At 64.4% G+C, this 17,733-nt stretch carries 17 protein-coding genes and 1 pseudogene; 16 read left to right on the forward strand and 2 right to left on the reverse strand.

Annotated features, from left to right (window positions below; genetic code table 11):
• Window positions 1-58: 58 nt before the first annotated feature.
• Genes BGI51_RS22280 through BGI51_RS22290 form a run of 3 tightly spaced genes read left to right on the forward strand, consistent with a single transcriptional unit; the run spans window position 59 to window position 1,909 of the window.
• Complete coding sequence (locus BGI51_RS22280) at window positions 59-856, forward strand: PFL_4669 family integrating conjugative element protein (protein ID WP_187979783.1); 798 nt, start codon at window positions 59-61, stop codon at window positions 854-856.
• A gap of 5 nt (window positions 857-861) precedes the next feature.
• A complete protein-coding gene (locus BGI51_RS22285) occupies window positions 862-1,437 on the forward strand; it encodes a DUF3158 family protein (RefSeq protein WP_187979784.1) in 576 nt (191 codons plus the stop codon).
• Window position 1,438: 1 nt separating this feature from the next.
• Entirely contained in the window at window positions 1,439-1,909 is a 471-nt protein-coding gene (locus tag BGI51_RS22290; RefSeq protein WP_145154967.1) for a single-stranded DNA-binding protein, read from the forward strand.
• A 231-nt stretch (window positions 1,910-2,140) separates the two neighbouring features.
• On the opposite strand, the gene BGI51_RS23900 is transcribed toward BGI51_RS22290, so the two are convergent.
• Together BGI51_RS23900 and BGI51_RS22300 are read right to left on the reverse strand one after the other, a co-directional pair.
• Window positions 2,141-2,641 carry a GNAT family N-acetyltransferase gene (locus BGI51_RS23900; RefSeq protein WP_187979785.1) on the reverse strand — a complete coding sequence of 167 codons (501 nt, stop codon included), beginning with the start codon at window positions 2,639-2,641 and terminating at the stop codon, window positions 2,141-2,143.
• Between the two features lie 36 nt (window positions 2,642-2,677).
• Window positions 2,678-2,797, reverse strand: a pseudogene (locus tag BGI51_RS22300) (transposase domain-containing protein); the annotation flags it as partial.
• A gap of 357 nt (window positions 2,798-3,154) precedes the next feature.
• Between BGI51_RS22300 and BGI51_RS23820 the strand changes: the two are divergent.
• The 13 genes from BGI51_RS23820 to pilV all read left to right on the forward strand — a co-directional run bounded on the left by BGI51_RS23820 (window position 3,155) and on the right by pilV (window position 17,245).
• Window positions 3,155-3,355, forward strand: a complete 201-nt coding sequence (locus BGI51_RS23820; protein WP_187979786.1) for a ribosome modulation factor — start codon at window positions 3,155-3,157, stop codon at window positions 3,353-3,355.
• Window positions 3,356-3,451: 96 nt separating this feature from the next.
• Window positions 3,452-4,432, forward strand: coding sequence for a hypothetical protein (locus BGI51_RS22310; protein ID WP_187979787.1), 981 nt, complete (start codon window positions 3,452-3,454; stop codon window positions 4,430-4,432).
• 86 nt (window positions 4,433-4,518) lie between these two features.
• Window positions 4,519-6,483, forward strand: coding sequence for a DEAD/DEAH box helicase (locus tag BGI51_RS22315; RefSeq protein ID WP_187979788.1), 1,965 nt, complete (start codon window positions 4,519-4,521; stop codon window positions 6,481-6,483).
• Window positions 6,484-6,556: 73 nt separating this feature from the next.
• Entirely contained in the window at window positions 6,557-6,784 is a 228-nt protein-coding gene (locus BGI51_RS22320; RefSeq protein WP_156044994.1) for a hypothetical protein, read from the forward strand.
• Between the two features lie 128 nt (window positions 6,785-6,912).
• Window positions 6,913-8,187, forward strand: a complete 1,275-nt coding sequence (locus BGI51_RS22325; RefSeq protein ID WP_187979789.1) for a TcpQ domain-containing protein — start codon at window positions 6,913-6,915, stop codon at window positions 8,185-8,187.
• On the forward strand, window positions 8,184-9,911 hold the full coding sequence (locus BGI51_RS22330) for a PilN family type IVB pilus formation outer membrane protein (protein ID WP_187979790.1): 1,728 nt from the start codon (window positions 8,184-8,186) through the stop codon (window positions 9,909-9,911). Before BGI51_RS22325 ends, BGI51_RS22330 begins: the two co-directional genes overlap by 4 nt.
• Window positions 9,912-9,914: 3 nt before the next feature.
• On the forward strand, window positions 9,915-11,282 hold the full coding sequence (pilO2, locus tag BGI51_RS22335) for a type 4b pilus protein PilO2 (protein WP_437179421.1): 1,368 nt from the start codon (window positions 9,915-9,917) through the stop codon (window positions 11,280-11,282).
• Entirely contained in the window at window positions 11,272-11,853 is a 582-nt protein-coding gene (gene pilP, locus BGI51_RS22340) for a type IV pilus biogenesis protein PilP (RefSeq protein WP_187979791.1), read from the forward strand. Before pilO2 ends, pilP begins: the two co-directional genes overlap by 11 nt.
• A 1-nt stretch (window position 11,854) precedes the next feature.
• Window positions 11,855-13,477, forward strand: a complete 1,623-nt coding sequence (locus BGI51_RS22345; RefSeq protein ID WP_187979792.1) for a GspE/PulE family protein — start codon at window positions 11,855-11,857, stop codon at window positions 13,475-13,477.
• The gene (locus BGI51_RS22350) at window positions 13,467-14,552 is read left to right on the forward strand and encodes a type II secretion system F family protein (protein WP_187979793.1); all 1,086 of its coding nucleotides are present in this window, start codon (window positions 13,467-13,469) and stop codon (window positions 14,550-14,552) included. The genes BGI51_RS22345 and BGI51_RS22350 overlap by 11 nt, the downstream gene beginning before the upstream one ends.
• A 29-nt stretch (window positions 14,553-14,581) precedes the next feature.
• On the forward strand, window positions 14,582-15,136 hold the full coding sequence (locus BGI51_RS22355) for a type 4 pilus major pilin (protein ID WP_187979794.1): 555 nt from the start codon (window positions 14,582-14,584) through the stop codon (window positions 15,134-15,136).
• Window positions 15,137-15,143: 7 nt separating this feature from the next.
• On the forward strand, window positions 15,144-16,076 hold the full coding sequence (locus tag BGI51_RS22360; RefSeq protein ID WP_187979795.1) for an ATPase, T2SS/T4P/T4SS family: 933 nt from the start codon (window positions 15,144-15,146) through the stop codon (window positions 16,074-16,076).
• Window positions 16,073-17,245, forward strand: a complete 1,173-nt coding sequence (pilV, locus tag BGI51_RS22365; protein WP_187979796.1) for a shufflon system plasmid conjugative transfer pilus tip adhesin PilV — start codon at window positions 16,073-16,075, stop codon at window positions 17,243-17,245. The genes BGI51_RS22360 and pilV overlap by 4 nt, the downstream gene beginning before the upstream one ends.
• Window positions 17,246-17,733: the final 488 nt, after the last annotated feature.

Here is a 17,733-nt window from a genome sequence, read left to right on the forward strand (position 1 = left end):
CGGCGCCAGTCTCGGCACCCTGCCCGAGCGTCATCTCACAACCCAAGGAATCCTTCTCATGGCTGATACCTTCCAGCTCAACCTGGGCTCGCTCAGATCGAGCGTCAATCTCACCCTGCATACCCATCACGCTTCCCGCCTCTGGTTCGGCCGGCAGCGCTCCGACAACAAGCCCGGCATGATCGGCTTGTCCGGCTTCTCCAACATCATCAACCGCATCTCCGCCGGCGCGGCCAAGGACGATCCCTACTCCGATCTCTTCCTCATCATCATCGAGGACAAGATCGAGGAGTCCGAGCAGCAGCTGACCGCGATCGACGAGCGACTGGACCAGGTCATGGCCATGCTGCCTAAGCAGCTCGACGTGGGGACCAATCTGTCGATCCAGCCGCTCAAGCTGCCGCTGTACCTGAACTCGCCGCTGGCCTTTAAAGGTGTGTATCTGCTCACCCGCTATGACGAGCTGGTACGCCGGATCCTCCTGGCTGCTCATATCGGCTTGATCGACAACGGCTCCAAGGAGGCCTGGCTGGACGAAGGCGCCGCCGTGCTTCGCCGCCTGTACGGCGTGGGCCAGCGCTACAAGGGTTACAGCGGGGCGTCTCGCGACGACATCGCCGCCAACAATGCCCGCGCCACCAACGCCCAGCAGATGTACAGCTTCCTGGAGATGCCCAAGGACGTCCTGGAGGGGACCCGCCGTAGCAAGTTCGCCCCGGCGATCCAGCGTCCCGGCGATGTCCCGGCCAGCTCTAGTAGTGGCGATGACGGTTTCGATGGCGACTCCGCTGATGAGGATGAGCATTTGGGCGCTATGACCAGCTCCCAGAACATCACCGAGATGAGTGAGGCCTGATCGCCATGGCACTGCAACAGTCCACTCAGGGTGCGAGAACAGCAGGCCTGCAACAGGCAGCCTTCCAGCCCCTGCAACAGGAAGTCTTCGTAGGCCTGCAATACGCTCCCTTCCTCAAAGGGATTCTAAAACCCTTTAAGGGTAAGGGAGCACTGGACCAATTAGCCGAGCAGTGCCGTTCCCTTGAAGCCGACCTGAACACCCTGGCTCAGGAGCGGATTCTTGCCCAGGCCCAGCGCTTCCCCTTCACGCTCCTGCCGATCCGGATGACCCACCAGCACACCTCAGCTGGCCCAGTCTTTCTGCGCTGGCAGCAGAGTGGGACTCGGAGAATGGGTGTGGGGCTTTGGGCGGACCTGTGCCGCCACGACCGGGTCACCGAAACACTGCTCCAGGACCTGCACGCAATGGAGCTGCAGCGCATTGCTTTGAACATGCAGATCAGCCTGGTCCATGCCATCGGCCGGCAGGCCGCCGAGTGCGCCGAGAAGATGGCCCGGGCCGATGCCGTTTACACCGAACAGCTGCAACAGATCAACCAATCCCGCGGCGAAGACGCCGCATCCCAACAGGAGGCCTGACATGGGCACAGCAGTAGTATGGGAAGGCAACATCGGCTCAGCACCCGAGTACAAGCGGTTCCAGAAGGACAACCAGGATCCGCGGCACCTGCTCCGGCTGAACGTCTATTTCGATAACAGCATCCGCCTGCAGGATGGCTCCTACGAGGATCGCGGCGGTTTCTGGGCCAACGTCGAGCTCTGGCACCGCGACGCGGAAAGCTATAGCCGGCTGTACCAGAAAGGCATGCGTGTGTTGATCGACGGTCGGGCGGTCTTGGATACTTGGAAGGATGGCAACGGTGAGGAGCAGGCTGCGATCAAGGTCCAGGCCAACCGGATTGCTTTCCTGCCTCAACGCATCGAGTCCATCACGATGGGCCAGAACACGGGCCAGGCGCAGTCACGGCCGGTAGCGAACGGTCAGTCGCGCGCACCTGCGCCCATGCCGGCACCGACGTCCGACGATTTCGACGACCAGATCCCCTACTAGCTGACCCCCGAAAATTTGCCGCCCCAGCGTGAAGCTGCCGGATGACAGGACTCACTCAGCGTGGGCCTGTCGCCCCGGGCGGGCAACGGCAGAAAAGTCGCGCCACTGCGTGAAGCTGCTGGGAGATCTACCTCGCACCTCGGGGCTCCCCAGCCGTCAGCTCAACCTCAGGGTGGCAGGAACCGCGGCACAACGTGAAGCCGCTGGTGTTGCTCACTCACATTGCGTGCATCAGAGCGCTAGCCGCATCTTTATGGGCTGTTCAAGCTCGCCACATGCAAGCGTGCATGGCGGGAGGTCCTCGAGGCGAATGAAACCAAGCTTTTCGTAAAGTGACCTGGCAGGCGTGTTTGACTCAAAGACACTGAGATCCACTGAGGTAAAGCCTGCATCTCGGCAATGCTTAATCACGGCTGATAGGAGAGCGGAGCCATGGCCATTGCGGCGATACTCCCGCTTCACCTGCATCCCTAGAACCCCAATGCTATCGCTACCGTTGGGTTGGCAGAAGCTTTCCGGGTAGGCCTCCGCCGAGCCCACTATTTGACCATCATGTTCAATCACGTATACAGGCCAGGATCTTTCTACAACCTGCATTAGTGCTCGTTCTATAGCCTCTACAGGGGGCGGGGTTGAGCGAGCTGAGTAACGGCCTTCGGCGTTCACTTCACAAAAAAGCGAGTAAAATCCGTTGATGTCATTTAGGGTGATTTGCCTAACTTTCAAGTTCACCTCATCAGTATTCCTCAGGACCTGGCTAGCTGAGGATTACATTCGCACGCCAAGTATGGGTAACAGCTTAGCTATTTTGCTGGCCTTCTGCGTCGGCAACCGCACCGGCATATCCTTGAGGTACGGATACGGATCATGCCGGTTCAGGCGCGCCGACTATAGCCGCCGGCCTACAGGGGGAAATTGAAGAGTGGGTACCGGACTAGCCCAGGTCATGATTGTATGAGTAGTGACGAAATCAAGATTGGCTGCCTAGTCTTCCTGGTCATTTTGGCGATTAGGGAAAAACTCCCGGCCGGGGTTACGGCGAGATTCCCGAGGCTCCGCGGCTGCCTCAGCATTCTCGGGTGTACAGTGATCACTGTGGTTGCGTTCTTCGCTACAACTGGTAAGTAGTGACCCCATCGCGGGTGCTGGCCAGAGCCACACTGCCCAGGGCGCGTGGGTAGCTCCGGGTCGCGCCTCAGCGTGACACTCTCGGCCTTGATATGACTCGTTCAGCGTGGAGCACCCATGCCAGTCGACCCTCAGGCAAGTCCTAACCCAACAGACAGCCGCGTGCGCAATGCGCCGCACGCCCGAGCAATGCGCGAGGGGGCCGAGGCCGCTCGTGCACACGCTGCTGTACACGTCTGCCCCTATCGGCATCCTGGCCTCCGAACCTCCTGGCTTCGGGGTTATGCCCAGGTCCAGCAGAAGAGCTTTGATTTCTAGGCCAACCTGTTCAGGCCTGAATAGGGTTTCACCTTCCTGACTACCCGTGCCTACCGCGACCCTAGACCTTCCTGATCACTCCTGAAGGTCTTCACCATGTTTATCCGGACCCTCTTCTGGTTGTCCATCGTCACTGTTCTGGCCGTTGCGGGCGCAGCCGCGTACGGGTTGTACAGGTACTTCGACCCTCGCCAGGCTCAATCCCTCATCTCATTCGGGTTTCGTGCGCTCGCACTGAGCTGGGGCTGGCTGCTGACCTTCTGGGCGGCCAAATTCACAGCGGAATTGCTGGTGAGCGCCCGGGAAGACCATCGAGATCATTGCCGCCAAAAGAAAGCTGTCGAGTGGTACGTCGAGGCCCTAGGTGGGGAAATCACCCAGTCCCAGGCCGACTTCATCAACGAGCGGCTGACCTATGGCGATCGCTGGGAAGCGGCGGAAGGATTGCTCAGGGCCTATTATGGCCCGGGCATCGAAACCAGCGACATCCAACGGCTCGATGACTTGGCGGACCGCGGCTGGCGAGTGACCGGCAAGCTCCAGGTCGATGCGCTCTGCCTGAGCCTTGCGGGTCGGCATCAGATCTATACCCCGCTACGCCTGCTGCCGCAGTACTCGAAAGCCCCTTTGCCGGCCTCGCCTCCCTCCCCATCGCCCTTGAAGCCCTTCCGGGAAGACGACCCCTGGTACTCGCCGGATGTGCTGAAGTTCTTCGCCGCGCGCAACACCTTCACCCTGTTCCAACGGCATGGCGGCATCGATCTCGACTGGACACGTAACGATGGTCAGCGCACCGACCCTATCTCGCGCGAAGAGTGCGTGGCCATGCTCAAGACCATGCAAGCCTGGATCAGGCGCAAGACGTCCGAGGCGGAGGCGGCGGCCTTAGGTACAGACCTGGAGTACGTGCGACACACTATTGTTCATATCAGCGAGGCACTGGCCAGCGCGCAGCATCAGCACTGTCATAGCGTGATGTGGGAAGCCTTCCAGCACCACAACCGGGAGCGTGACGAAGATGAGCGCCGGGCCGATGAATACTGCCACCGGCTGTATTCCGGGCCTGCCGATGAGTGAGTGCCCAGCTGCAAGCCGTGTGCCTCTGGTATGGAACCGGCTGATGCAGAGAGTGAGGCCGGCAGGCGTGCTCCGCGGTGCTGACCATGGCTAGACTAGTGCTGCGCAACGCCTCTGGTTCGGCGCAACTGCTACAGCGTGCCGTATTCGACGGCTACGATTTCGGCCTAAAGATGCCCTATCTCGAAGGGGCCAACCGCCTGCTGACGAGCAGGGGTGGCTCATTCATTCGCCGCGGCGAACATCCGTTGTCTGGATACTGGCGGCTGCCCCAACGGCGGCTGCTCGAGGACCTGGACGTCCTGTTCCACCAACTGGGTGAGCTGGCCGACGGTCGCTTTGCTCAAGACTGGCCGGGCTTCAGCCGCAAGGTCGCCGACGCCCAGGCCGATGCTCGGCGAGACCTCTTCATCTGGGGGATGCGCCTACGGATCGCACCCCTGTCCGGTGGCGGCGTGGTGCTCTCCGGCGACTATCATCCGGGCTGCGTCGCCGTGGCCAAGCGTATGCACGGCGCCTTTCTCTCGACGAGCCGAGCGTGGCGAGTGCCTGCCTCCGCCGAGATCCTACGCAGCAACCTGATCCTGGAGCTGGGACTGCTCGAGGAGCAGTTCGAGATGCTCGACGTGCTCCAGGAGCTACTGTCCGACGGATCGGTCAGCGCAGCGCGTGACGTCACAACGATGTCGATCGGAGGACCTCCGCAGGAGCGCAATGCGTCCTCTGCAGAAGAGGACAGTGCTGCAGACGTCTACCTGGCCGCGGTGCCTGACATCGCCAAGACCAGCTGGACGCTGCAGGCCATCGAGGCCGAGCTCAAGCCCTTTTCGTTGATGTCCCACCAGCCCGCAGGGATCCGACACCTGCTGCAGCGCACCAGCGCGCTGCTCGCTGACGACATGGGACTGGGCAAGAGCCGCCAGGCGGTGATCGCCGCAGGCATCCAGTCCGCTGGCCACCAGATCCTGGTGGTGGTCCTGGCTAGCCTGGTGATCAACTGGGAGCGGGAGATCCAGGCGGTCTATCCAGATGCCAGGATCGCCCGGCAGCGGTATCAGACTGACGCCCAGTGGGTGATCGTCAATTACGAGCGCCTGGGCGACTTCGTTGCGCTCGCCGATCAGTTCGCCGTGATGATCATCGACGAGGCCCACCGGCTGAAGGAGCCCACGGCCGCCTGGACGCGCAACGGCTTCGACATCGCTGCCAAGGTGCCCAATCGCTACCTGCTGACCGGGACACCGGTGCTCAATCGCGAGTCGGAGCTCCATACGCTGCTGCGCCTGTCGGGCCACCCCATCGGGCAGCTGCCACTCAAGGACTTCTGCGAGCGCTTCGCCGGCAGCTCCGAATTTCGCCAGGGGCTGCGCGCCGAGATCGGCGACTGGATGCTCCGCCGGCGCAAGGACGTGCTGCCCGACCTCAAGGGCAAGCAGCGGCAGACCGTGCCGGTCGTGCTCAATGATGCGCAGCAGGTCGAGTACAACGCCATACGCAACGCCGATCAGCCCGTGTTCGCGCGGTTGGGTCGGCTTCGCCAACTCCTGGAGCGCGTTAAGGTGCCGGTGGTAATGGAGCTGCTGGGCGAGCTGGATCCCGAGGACAAGGTGATCCTCTTCTGCGAGTACAAGGAGACAGTGGCCACGTTGCAGCAGCTGTGCGAGGCCGCAGGCCTGGGATGCGTCACCCTGGTCGGCACTGACAGCCTCACGAAGCGGCAGAAGGCAATCGATCGCTTCCAGCATGACGTCGATTGTCGGGGTTTCATCGGCACGACGTCAGCGGCCGGCACCGGCAACAACCTGACCGCAGCCAACTACGTGTTCTTCCTGGGGCTGCCCTGGACGCCAGGTCTGCAGGACCAGGCTGAGGATCGGGCCTACCGCAACGGGCAACGGCGCCTGGTGGTGGTCAAGATCCCGCTGGTGGAGAACAGCATTGATCTGCAGCTGTGGCAGATGCTTCAGGACAAGCGGCGGATTGCTCAAGACTTGATAGAGCCAGAGCTTGTAGACGAGGTGGAGAAGTATCTTGCCAGACATTTGCAATGATGCAGATCCGAAACCCAGTAGCAGCGCTAGACTGTCCCAGGCCGTTATCCCCAATCACATATGGACGAACGTCATGGCAGATTCGAAACAGAACGATGATGAGAGAGGCAATGACAAGGACGAGGTTGATAAGCCGCTACCTATAAAACCCGAAAACTACGAAGAAAAAGGGAGAAAGATAGGGGCATCCGCTGAGGAGGTTCGAGAGGCTGCAGAGCAATCCGGTTCATCTGTAACCGACGAAGTCCTAGGCAAACAAGTCGCCGAGAATCGTCAAAATAGGAACCGCCTAAAGCCTTAGATAAAGGTTCAGCGGCTCCTTAAAAACTCTCCCTCTCAACCTATTTGGCTCCAAATACGGTTATCCCCTGCTTCTAGCTAGCTGTGCTGGCACCGTGAGCCCCATCACGAATTGGGGCCACGCCGCACATGACCTGGAAGCTCTCCACCCTCTCTCCGCTGGCACTCGCCGCCGCTCTGGCTGGCTGCGTTGCTCACGAATCCGCCCCACCGGCTACCGGCCCGGACAGCTCGCGAAATCCTGAGCTGCTACAGCCCGATCTCTATCCGAAAGGCGCTGCCTCAGAGCCCCAGGTGCGCTACGGCCGCTACACGCTGGTGAACACGGCACCGGAGACCGAGCAACGGGACCTGATGGCCCAGATCATCGACGTGAACATCCCGGCCAACATGAAGCCGACCGTTCGCGACGCCATGCAGTATGTGGTCAATCGTTCCGGCTACAGCCTGTGCGGCCCCGATCAAGGTCACGTCAACATCCTCTTCACCCGGCCGCTGCCGGCCGCCCAGTACAAGCTCGGCCCCATGAGCTTGCGCAACACCCTGCAGGTGCTGGCCGGGCCGGCCTGGCAGGTGAAGGTCGATGAGGTCATGCGGTCAGTGTGCTTCGTGCTGCGTCCGGGCTATCAGCTACCTGAGGGCCAACGCTATGCAGCGACGCCCGCACCGGTCAGCAAACCTATCGTAGCGCCCGCCAGCACTGCCGCAGTGACCGTGGCCACCGTCCCGGCAGCCAGGCCGCTGGAGACCCACCCGACACCTGCGGCGAAGGTCGTGGCGCCAAGCGCTTCCGTACCGAACACCTCTGCTCCCGCCGCAGTCAAACCCCTGCCCGCCGGCGCGGCGCTGACATCCGCGCCGGTCCAAACGCTCGGGGTGACGCTGCCTGTCCGGCAATCTCCAACCGTCCCCCAGGCGCAGGGCACCTCTCTCGCCGCTGCAGCGCCTGTAGCCACGCCCTCCCCTGCAACAACGGCAGCACCCAGTCACCAGGTGCCGAAGCCAGCCGTTGCTGTCGCGGCCCGCACCACGACTGTCAGACCCGCCCCCTCAGTCGCCGCACCGGCAGCGGCGAAAACCGTCGCGTCCGCGCCGTCCGCCTACCCCCTGCCCTCCGTGCGTCTGACCGAGCCGGCCAGCGTTATCGCCCAGACCTGGGACGCCCCCGTCGGCAGCACCCTGCGTCGCAGCGTCGAGGCCTGGGCCAAGCGCGCCGGCTGGCAGGTCGTGTGGACGGCTGACGATCTGGACTACCCCATTGAGGCCGCCCTGCACTTCAAGGGCACGTTCGCCGAGGCCATCGCCCAGGTCTTCCCGCTTTACGACGGCGCCCCGCGCTCCTTCATCGTCGACGGCAGCTCTAGCCAGCGCATCGTCCATGTTTCCGAGAGGAAGAAGTCATGAGTCGTCTTTTCCGACCCAGCCTGCTGGCAACAGCGGTGCTGCTCGCCAGCTGCAGCTCCGTGCAGCGTATCGACGAAGCCGCCGGGCGCGCCACCCTGCAGGGGCAGGAGGCCTCCAGTTACGCCGCAGTGCTGCGCAACCAGCAGGCCGAGCCCAAGCGCGACACGGTCGTATTCAGCGACAAGCCGTGGGTCTCTACCCAGCCCCTGGTCGCCCGTCGCGGCCTGCCTACCGCGAGCGACTGTGAGCTGGTCTACCGGCCCTCCGGTAGCGTTGGCCTCACCGAGATTGCCGGCTACATCACCAGCCAGTGTGGCGTGCCTGTGCTCATCTCGCCTGATGCCCTGGCACCCAGCGTCTACAGCGGCGGCGCGGGCATGGCCGCCATGGCAGGCGGTAGCCCTGATAGCTTGGCCGGCCTGCTGCCGGTCGGCGTCATCAGCGGCGCCGGTGCCACGGCGGGGGCAACCACCACGCCCCCGGTCGCGTCTCGCCCGCTGGACGCGACAACCCTCGCCAGTATCGGCAAGGTCAGTGGCCTGGCCTACAGCGGCCGGCTCTCCGGCCTGCTGGATGAAGTCACCGCCCGCCTGGGCCTGGCCTGGCGGTACTCGCCGTCCGAGCGCGCCGTGCGGATCAGCTACTACGACACTCGCGTGTTCGACGTCTATGCCTTCGGCGACGACCAGGTCATCGAGAGCACCGTGCGCTCGGGCATGAACACCAGCGCCGGCGTCGGCTCGGGTACCAGCGGTGGTAGCGGCTCCAGCAACAGTGGCGTCTCCGGTGAATCCGGCAGCAGCCAGAGCACCACGGTCCGCCTGAAGTCTTCGATCCTGGCCGACATCCAGAACAACGTGAAGGCGATGCTCAGCACCGCGCCTGCAGGGCGGTCGTTCTTGAGCACCTCGACCGGCACCCTGACCGTGACGGATCGCCCCGAGGTCCTGAACCGGATCCAGACCTACCTGGACAGCACCAACCGCAGCATCAGTCAGCAGGTGCTGTTCAACGTCAAGGTCTTCGAGGTCACGCTCAACGACTCCGATCAGTTGGGCGTCAACTGGGCCGCCGTCTACAAGTCGCTCTCCAACAAGTGGAACCTGTCGCTGGCCAACGTGGTGCCGGGCATCAGCACCAGCGCCATCAGTGGCTCCGTGGGCATCGTCAACACGTCGAGCTCGGCCCTCGCCGGATCCAACGTCATCATCCAGGCCCTGGCCGAGCAAGGCCGCGTGTCCAACGTGCGCTCGCCCTCGGTCACCACCCTGAACCTGCAGCCGGCGCCGCTGCAGATCGGCAACGTGAAAGGCTACGTGGCCGCAAGCTCCACGACCAATACCGCCTCGGTGGGCTCCAGCACGGCACTCACACCCGGCACCATCACCAGCGGCTTCAACATGACCCTGCTGCCGCGCGTCATGGATCGCGACGAGCTGATGCTGATGATCTCCATCAACATGAGCTCAAAGCCCACCTTCCAGACCTTCACCTCGAACAGCTCGAGCATCCAGGTCCCGGACTACGACGCCAAGTCGCTGTCGCCCAAGGTCAAGCTCAAGAGCGGCCAGACGCTGATCCTGTCCGGCTTCGATGAGCTCAGCGAAGACACCAACAAGGTCGGCGTCGGTGAGCCCGGCTTCTTTGGCCTGGGCGGCGGTCGCACCCGCACCTCGACGCACAGCGTCCTGGTGGTGCTGATCACGCCGATTCTGATGGGCTGACCCGTGGCCAAGTCCCTCTTCGGTTCGCGCAAGCGTAAGACTGCCGTGGCGCCTGCGGGCGGTGCGCCCGATGGCGCCGTCCAGGTGCTGCACTACCACGGCCGCGACTTCGTGACCGGCCTGATCTGGCACCCCCTGGGCAGCCTGACCAAGTACATGAAGGAAGCCCGCGACTATGGTCGCGAGCACCAGATGGACATCGTCGCCATTCGCCACTCGGGCTCGGTGATTCAGGCCGGCTTCGTCGCGCGCAGCGCCGGCGCCATGAAGGGTATGTACTCGCTCGCCGCGGCCCTGGCTGGCCAGCTGGGCAATTCCTGGCTGGCGGCCTGGGCGGTGGACCCGGAAGCCGAGCGCTACGCCCTGGTAGCCGTCCACGACGGCGCGGTGGTGCCCGGCAGCGATCGGGTCGGTTCGCGTGAAGAGATCGAGCGCAAGCTGAACCAGTTGCTGGCCCGCAGCCTGGTCTTTGACGAGCTGTATCTGCCAGCGGAGTTCGGCCGCGGTGGCCAGGTCCTGGACATCGAGGCGCTGCTGGCACCGGCCAACCTCAAGCGCGACTACCGGCTGCGTCAGCTCACCCTGGGTCTGTCGACCGGCGAGGCCACTCGGATAGGCCTTATGGCGGTCTTGGTCGTGGGTGGCTTTGCAGGCTGGAAGGTGTGGCAGTCCTACAAGCAGAGCGAGGCGCGCCAGGCTCAGGCGCTGATCGCGGCCCAGCAGCAAGCCCAGCTGGCCGCCATGAGCAAAGACACTGGTAAGGCGCAGCCGCTGCAGGCCCTAGAACATCCCTGGGCGAAGCAGATCGCCCCTGCCACCTTCATCGCCGGCTGCAATGGCGTGATCGACAGCCTGCCGCTGGTCATGGCCGGCTGGCGGTTCGACTCGGCGCAGTGCGATGGCGCCCTGGTCTCCAGCGTGTACAAGCGCACGGGCACCAGTTCAGCGCTGGATCTGCTCGCCGTGACCGAAGGCCACTTCGCCGATGCCCCGGGCTTCTTTGACGCCGGCAACAGCGCCGCGCTCAAGCGCGACCTGAATCTGGCCGTGGCCGGCGATGAGGCGCTGGCACCTGCCAGCAGCGCGCTGGCCGCCCTGACGTCGCACTTCAACCGGCAACAGACCGAGCTGAGCGTGCGCGAGCTCCCGGTGACGCCGCCGGCGCCGCCGGCACTGCCTGGCCAGCCCGTTCCGCCCCCACCGCCGCCACCGGATTGGAAGCACTACGAATTCCAGTACCAGAGCCTGCTACCTCCCGCCGTGATGCTCCAGGACCTGGCTCAGCCAGGCCTGCGGCTGCGCGAGATCAAGACCCAACTGCAAGGTGAGCGACTGCTGTGGTCGGTCACAGGAGATCTCTATGTCCAATGACCTCTCTCGTCTGCTGCTCATCGCCGCGATCACTGTCGCAGCACAGGGCGCCCACGCCGCTGAAACAGGTGGCATCAACGTTGGCGAGCTCTCTGCCGTGCAGAGCCAGACGCTGTTCTTCAAGGCGCAGGCCGAGCTGAATCAGGCCAGGGCCAGCGCCGGGCAAGGTGGCACCGCCAGCCTGCCGGCCTACGCGCCAGCACCTGCTGCGGTACCGGTAGCCTCCCCTCATAGCGACCTGGCGCAGCGCACGCCGAGCGCAGCACCTGAGTATCTGCCGGTGGTGAAGACGCTGTATGGCTCGCCCCGGGATCTGCGCGCCACCCTGCTCTATCCGAACGGCCAGACCGCTGAGGCCCGCATGGGCGGCGGCCTGCTGCCCGGCGGGTACAGCCTGTCCGGGATCTCCCTGCAGGGCGTCGAGCTCAGCCGCGGCGGTCGCCGTTTCCCGCTGGGGTTCGCCGACAAGGCTCCGGGATCGATGCAGGTGGCCAGCCAGCCGCTGCCCGGCGCCGAGTCTGCCCTGCCGGGCGTTCCCGCTGGCCAGCCCACTGCCCTGCAGGAGCCTTGATATGAGCGGCGTCATCCATTCGCTGGAAGACCAGGAGCCCAAGCCCCGGCCTACGCTGGTCGCGCCAGAGGAAACCGCCAGGCAGCTGCATGCGGCCGCCACCGGCGCCGACCGCGAGCTGCTGACCGCCGAGGGCGGGCGCTGGGCGCTTACGGCGGAGCTACGGCAGCTGTGCGCACTGACGGCCGGAGGCGAGCTGTATCTGTCCCAGGCTCACCAGACCGACGCCTATGTCCTGGCCTTCATGGATCGCCTGGAGCGCGCAGGCGTCGACTTCACCGTGAAGCTGGTGACGATGAGCGTGATCAAGGGCCTGTATGACGCCGAGCAGCGCACAGGCACTGGTCTGGCAGCCGCCGGCGCCAACAGCACTCAGCGTCAGCAGGAGGTGATCCGCATCATGGGCATCGCCCACCAGCGCGGAGCCTCCGACATCCATTTCCTGCTGGGTCATGAGATCACCAAGATCCGCTTCCGCGAACACGGCCGGATGACCAACTTCAGCGAGATCCCGACATCGATTGGCTTAGAGCTGTGTTCGGCGCTGTACAACTCCATGTGCGACGTCTCCGAGGAGCATTACCAGCCCGAGACCAAGCAGGACGCCCGCGTCAGCCGCAGCTTCGTCGATCAGCTGGGCCTCTTCGGGGCCCGTGTCGCCACGCGCCCCAAGGCGGACGGCCCGATGATGGTGCTGCGTCTGCTCTATGACGATCAGACCAAGCGCAGCGTGGAAGACCTGGGCTTTCTGCCCGAGCACTGTGAACTGCTGCAGCGAGTTCGCACCCTGCCCTATGGGATCAACCTCTTCACCGGTCCGACCGGATCGGGCAAGTCCAAGTCGATGCAGGTCATGATCAACCTCATGGCCGAGGAGTGCCAGGAGACCAAGCACATCCTCACCGTCGAGGATCCGCCCGAGTATCCGATCAACGCCAACCAGACCGCGCTGGGTCCCGACGAAACCTGGGCCGACGCCATCACCAACAGCATGCGCCTGGACCCGGACATCCTCATGTACGGGGAGATGCGTGACCTGGAATCGGCCAAGGCTGCCTATCGCGGCGCCATGACCGGCCACCTGGTGCTGTCGACCCTGCACACCAACAACGCCATCGCCAGCCTGCAGCGCCTGGTCGACCTCGGTGTGGATGAGAGCCTCGCGACCGACCCCGCGCTGACCACCGGCATCATCAACCAGTCCCTGGTGCCCGTGCTCTGCCCGCAATGCCGAATCCCCCTGAGCTCGCCGGCCTCGCGCCGCAGGATCGACAGCGCCTTGTTCGAGCGCCTGGCCAGTCTGATTCCGCTCAAGAACGTCCACCTGCTGGGCGATGGCTGCGACCACTGCCGTGGCCTGGGCATCGTGACTCGTACGGTGGTCGCCGAGATCCTGCTACCGACCCACCGCTTCATGCAGGTCTTCCGCGACGAGGGCGCCTCCGAAGCGCGCAACTACTGGGTCAAGGAGTTGGGGGGCGTCACCAAGCTGCGCCATACCCTGATGAAGATCGCCGAGGGCCTGGTCGATCCGGTCATGGCTGAGAAGGTCGTGGGCCCCCTGGACAATGACCGCTACGTGCTCGAGCACGCCGCCGGCGAGGAGGCTGATCATGCTGGCTAAAATCCTGGATGCCCTCAGTACCTTCAGCGATACCTGGCACGCCAAGCAATTTGGCGCCAAGGAGCGGATCCAGTGCTACGAAAGCCTGGTAGCCCTGCTGGAGAACGGTATCAACCTGGACCAGGCGTTGGAGCGCGTGGGCGCCATCTACCAGGAGAAGTCGCGCAAGGCGCGCCATCCGATCGCCTTGGCCTGCCAAGGGATCGGCAAGGGTGTGCGCAACGGCCAGTCACTGGCCGAGGCCTGCGAGGGGTGGATGCCCTATCAGGAGCGCGCCGTCGTCGGCGCCGGCGAGCGCTCGGGCAACCTGATCCAGGCCTTCCATGACGCCGTGCGGATGATCGAGGCCAGCCAGCGCATGCGCTCGCTGATCCTGGGCGCGGCCTTCTACCCCGTCATCACCTGGGCGCTGATGGCTTACCTGCTGCATGTCATTGCCGCACGGGTTATCCCGGCCATGAAGCGGGCATCCGACCCTGAAAGCTGGTCCGGCGCCTCCGCGCTGCTGTACCACCTGGCCACCTACGTCAACGACTGGGGCCTGCTGACGCTGATCGTCGCCGTGGTCGTCATCGTGCTCAGCCTGGTGAGCTTGCCCTACCTGACCGGCCCGCTGCGCCGGCCGCTGGAAGTCCTGCCGCCCTGGTCGATCTACAAGTCGCTGCACGGCTCGACCTTCCTGCTCAACATGGCAGTGATGCTGCGTTCGAACATCAACCAGCTCGAGGCGCTGGAGATCCTGATGAAGGGCGCCAACCCCTGGCTGCGCGAGCGCTTGGTGGCCGCCCACTACGGCGTCCGCCAGGGCAAGAACTTCGGCGTCGCCCTGCAGCTCGCCGGGCATGGCTTCCCTGACCCGATGGCCATCCAGTTCCTGGTCGCGCTCTCGACCACCGGCAGCTTCGCCACTGCGATCCATCGCTACAGCCTGCGCTGGCTGGAGACCTCACTCAAGCAGGTCGCCGGCATGACCAAGTCCCTCAGCACCGTCTCCACCATCCTGATCGGCTGCCTGATGATCCTCGTGATGATCGGGACCTACAGCCTGACCGGTAGCGCCACCGCCGCGCGTTGAACCCTTTCATCCACCCCGAGGTTATCGCCATGCAGTACCCCGAACCCTCCGCTGTCTGCACCACCCGCTCCACGTCCACCCGCCGCCGGCAAGCCGGCTATATGTCCATCGAGATGATGTTCGTCCTCCTGGTGGCGCTGATCGGCGTGGGCTACGCCTTGTTCAACGGCAGCGCCCTGATGGGCACCTCCGACGTCGGCAACGAACAGGGCAACATCGGCCAGCTGATCGCCAACACCCGCAAGCTCAAGGGGATGTCCGGCTACGGCGCCTCCAGCACCAACCTGGTGCCGCAACTGATCGCCGTCAAAGGCGTGCCCAATATGTCGATCTCCAGCGGCGCGCTGTACAACGCCTGGGGCGGGTCGGTCACGGTCGTCAGCAACGGCATGACTTTCACCGTCACCGAGAACGGTCTGCCGCAGGACGCCTGCATCAGCCTGGCCAGCAAGATGAGCCGGGGCTCCAAAGCCACAACCGCGATCAACAGCGGCACCGCCATCACCGGCGAGGTCGACTCCGCCGCCGCCACCTCGGGCTGCAGCAAGGACACGGGCAACACCCTCGCCTGGACCGTGTACTGAGTGGTCCATGAGTCTGATCAGCGAGGCGCAGTTCGTGGATCTCTACCTGGGCAAGTCCTTCAGTGACGTGAAGGGCCTGGCCGGCGCGGCTGCCCTGCGCGTCGAGGCGCCTGCCGCCTGGACCGAGGAGCTGCAGGCGCTGCGCGAGCGCTGCCTGCAGCGCTTCGCCCAGGACCACCAGCCGGAGTTTTCGGTGCTCGAGGGCAACGTGGTCCTGCGGGTGACGCAGATCCCCGATGCCTACGGCGACAGCGTGTTCGTGCTGCGCAAGTCGAACGCCTGCCTTCGCGCCTTCCCCATGCTGGGCTATGCCACCGAAGTGGTTGAGGCGCTCCTGGCCCCAACCACCCGGGGCCTGGTGCTGTTCTGCGGGGAGATGAGTACCGGCAAGACCAGCAGCGCGGCGTCGCTGCTGGCTGCACGCCTTGCGCGGCATGGCGGCTTCGCGCTGGCCGTCGAGGATCCGCCGGAAACGGCGCTTCACGGCACGCACGGCGCCGGTCGCTGCATCCAGATTCCAGTGACCCGCCAGCAGGGCTACGAGGAGGCCCTGATACGCGCGCTGCGTACCGGCGCCGACCTCCTGCTGATCGGCGAGATCCGCGACACCCCCACGGCTGCCCAGGCGGTACGCGCGAGCATCAACGGCCACTTCATCATCGCCACCCTGCACGCCGGCTCCATCGCCCAGGCGGTGGAGCGCATCGCGGAATTGGCAGAGCCGGAGATCCCCAATGCCCGCGCGATCCTCGCCCAGGGCCTGGTGGCCGTCATGGTGCAGGCGTTGGGTACCCAGGGCGGCTTCTCCACGCTCAAGGTCCGCAGCCTGCTGCTGACCGCCGACGAAGGCCCCGCCATCCGCGAAAAGATCCGCACCAACCGCATCCAGCAGCTCGACCAGGAAGCCGAGCAGCAATCTCAGAGGAGTTACTGGACATGATGATCCGCTCGCGTGGCTTCATCGCCGTGGAAATGCTGTTCGGGCTGGTCGCGCTGGCCCTGATGACCACCATGGGCATCGAGCTCATGGCCAAGCGGATGGACTCGCAGAACTACCAGATCGCCGCCCAGCAGCAACAGCAGGTGGCCGACGCCGCGGCGAAGTACCTCAAGGACAACTTCACGGCCGTGTCGGCCACGGCCGGCGCGACCACACCGGCGCAGATCACCGTGGCCATGCTGCGCAACACCAATTACCTCCCTACCGGGTTCGCCGACACCAACGTGTTCGGCCAGACCTTTATCGTCCTGGCCCGCAAGCCGGCAACGAACCAGCTCGAATCCCTGGTGCTGACCCAGGGCGGCCAAACGCTGGACGAGATCGGCGCACGGGAGCTTGCCGAGAACCTCGGCGCCCCGGGCGGCTTCATCGCCAACGACGCGACTGGGGTGGTCCAGGGCATTCGGGGCGGCTGGCAGGTGGCCCTGTCCAACTACGGCACCAGCCCCGGCGCCGGGCACGTGGCCAGCGCCCTGTTCCTGCAGGACGGCACCCTGGCCAACGACTACCTCTACCGCAACGCCATGCCCAACCATCCCGAGCTCAACCGGATGAACACTGCCCTGGACATGGGCACCCAGGACATCGTCAATGCCGGCGCCATCACGGCAGCCAAGGACATCAAGACCACCGGCGACATCTACGGCAAGAACATCACGGCCTCGGCCAAGCTCACCGCCGACAATGCCGATATCGCCAACGACGCCCGGATCGGTGGCTGGATCAGGACCAAGGAAAACGGTGGCTGGTACAGCGAGAAATGGGGCGGCGGCTGGTACATGAGCGACTCGAACTTCGTTCGGGCCTATGGCGACAAGAGCGTCTACACCGCCGGGCAGATCCGCGGCGGCACCCTGGCCTCTGACGGTCGGACCCAGGTGGGTGAGTACCTGCTGCTGGGACAGGCGGCAACGGAAGGCGCGAGCTGCCAGACATCGGGCCTGCTCGCCCGCGACGCAGCCGGCTTCAGCCTGGCGTGCCAGAACGGCGTGTGGGTACGCCCGGTACGCTGGTACAACCAGGCCGTGTCCGCCGGCGCGACCTGCACGAGCACGGGGGGCGGCTCCCTCGCCTTCGATGCTCAGCGGGTGCTCTATGTCTGCAAGTAGGTGGATCACTGCGCCCTGGGCGACTGCGCTGGCTTTCCTGGTGTGGAGCGCTGCCGCCGCAGCGGAAACCTGGACTGAGGTCCCCAGTGCGCCCAGCTCTGGCGGTGGGCTGACCTGGCAGAAGGTCACCTGCGACGAAGGGACAGGCTGGCAGCCCTGCAGGATCCCGCCGACGCCACCACCGCCTCCGCCACCGCCTGGTCCATCTCCCGGGGTTGAATTCCCTTTGACGGCAATGATTTGCGGGGCTGGTGATCCTGGTTATAACAATGTCTCACAAGTACCCGATACTTATAGAGGCCAATTAATTGGCACTTATACGAACTTTGGGCGTGCGCGTCGATGTCCTGACGTTGGCGGATATAACTACTGGCTGGGTGAGCTGCAAACAAACTCAGCAAGCCAAGGCTATTCAATGGCCTGGTTTCGTATGCAGCCAACTATCGCTCGAGCTGCACAACAAAATGATGAAGCAGGTCAGGGTGGTA

Origin of the sequence: Pseudomonas oryzihabitans (assembly GCF_014522265.1) — a bacterium.
GTDB classification, from domain to species: domain Bacteria; phylum Pseudomonadota; class Gammaproteobacteria; order Pseudomonadales; family Pseudomonadaceae; genus Chryseomonas; species Chryseomonas aestiva.

Excerpts from the sequence above, each read along its gene's own strand:
- BGI51_RS22325 (WP_187979789.1), top strand. The coding sequence starts at position 6,913 with ATGACCTGGAAGCTCTCCACCCTCTCTCCGCTGGCACTCGCCGCCGCT.
- BGI51_RS23820 (WP_187979786.1), top strand. The coding sequence starts at position 3,155 with ATGCCAGTCGACCCTCAGGCAAGTCCTAACCCAACAGACAGCCGCGTG.
- BGI51_RS22345 (WP_187979792.1), top strand. The coding sequence starts at position 11,855 with ATGAGCGGCGTCATCCATTCGCTGGAAGACCAGGAGCCCAAGCCCCGG.
- BGI51_RS22360 (WP_187979795.1), top strand. The coding sequence starts at position 15,144 with ATGAGTCTGATCAGCGAGGCGCAGTTCGTGGATCTCTACCTGGGCAAG.
- BGI51_RS22355 (WP_187979794.1), top strand. The coding sequence starts at position 14,582 with ATGCAGTACCCCGAACCCTCCGCTGTCTGCACCACCCGCTCCACGTCC.
- BGI51_RS22290 (WP_145154967.1), top strand. The coding sequence starts at position 1,439 with ATGGGCACAGCAGTAGTATGGGAAGGCAACATCGGCTCAGCACCCGAG.
- BGI51_RS22285 (WP_187979784.1), top strand. The coding sequence starts at position 862 with ATGGCACTGCAACAGTCCACTCAGGGTGCGAGAACAGCAGGCCTGCAA.
- BGI51_RS22280 (WP_187979783.1), top strand. The coding sequence starts at position 59 with ATGGCTGATACCTTCCAGCTCAACCTGGGCTCGCTCAGATCGAGCGTC.
- pilV (WP_187979796.1), top strand. The coding sequence starts at position 16,073 with ATGATGATCCGCTCGCGTGGCTTCATCGCCGTGGAAATGCTGTTCGGG.
- BGI51_RS22320 (WP_156044994.1), top strand. The coding sequence starts at position 6,557 with ATGGCAGATTCGAAACAGAACGATGATGAGAGAGGCAATGACAAGGAC.
- BGI51_RS22310 (WP_187979787.1), top strand. The coding sequence starts at position 3,452 with ATGTTTATCCGGACCCTCTTCTGGTTGTCCATCGTCACTGTTCTGGCC.
- BGI51_RS22350 (WP_187979793.1), top strand. The coding sequence starts at position 13,467 with ATGCTGGCTAAAATCCTGGATGCCCTCAGTACCTTCAGCGATACCTGG.
- pilP (WP_187979791.1), top strand. The coding sequence starts at position 11,272 with ATGTCCAATGACCTCTCTCGTCTGCTGCTCATCGCCGCGATCACTGTC.
- BGI51_RS22315 (WP_187979788.1), top strand. The coding sequence starts at position 4,519 with ATGGCTAGACTAGTGCTGCGCAACGCCTCTGGTTCGGCGCAACTGCTA.
- BGI51_RS22330 (WP_187979790.1), top strand. The coding sequence starts at position 8,184 with ATGAGTCGTCTTTTCCGACCCAGCCTGCTGGCAACAGCGGTGCTGCTC.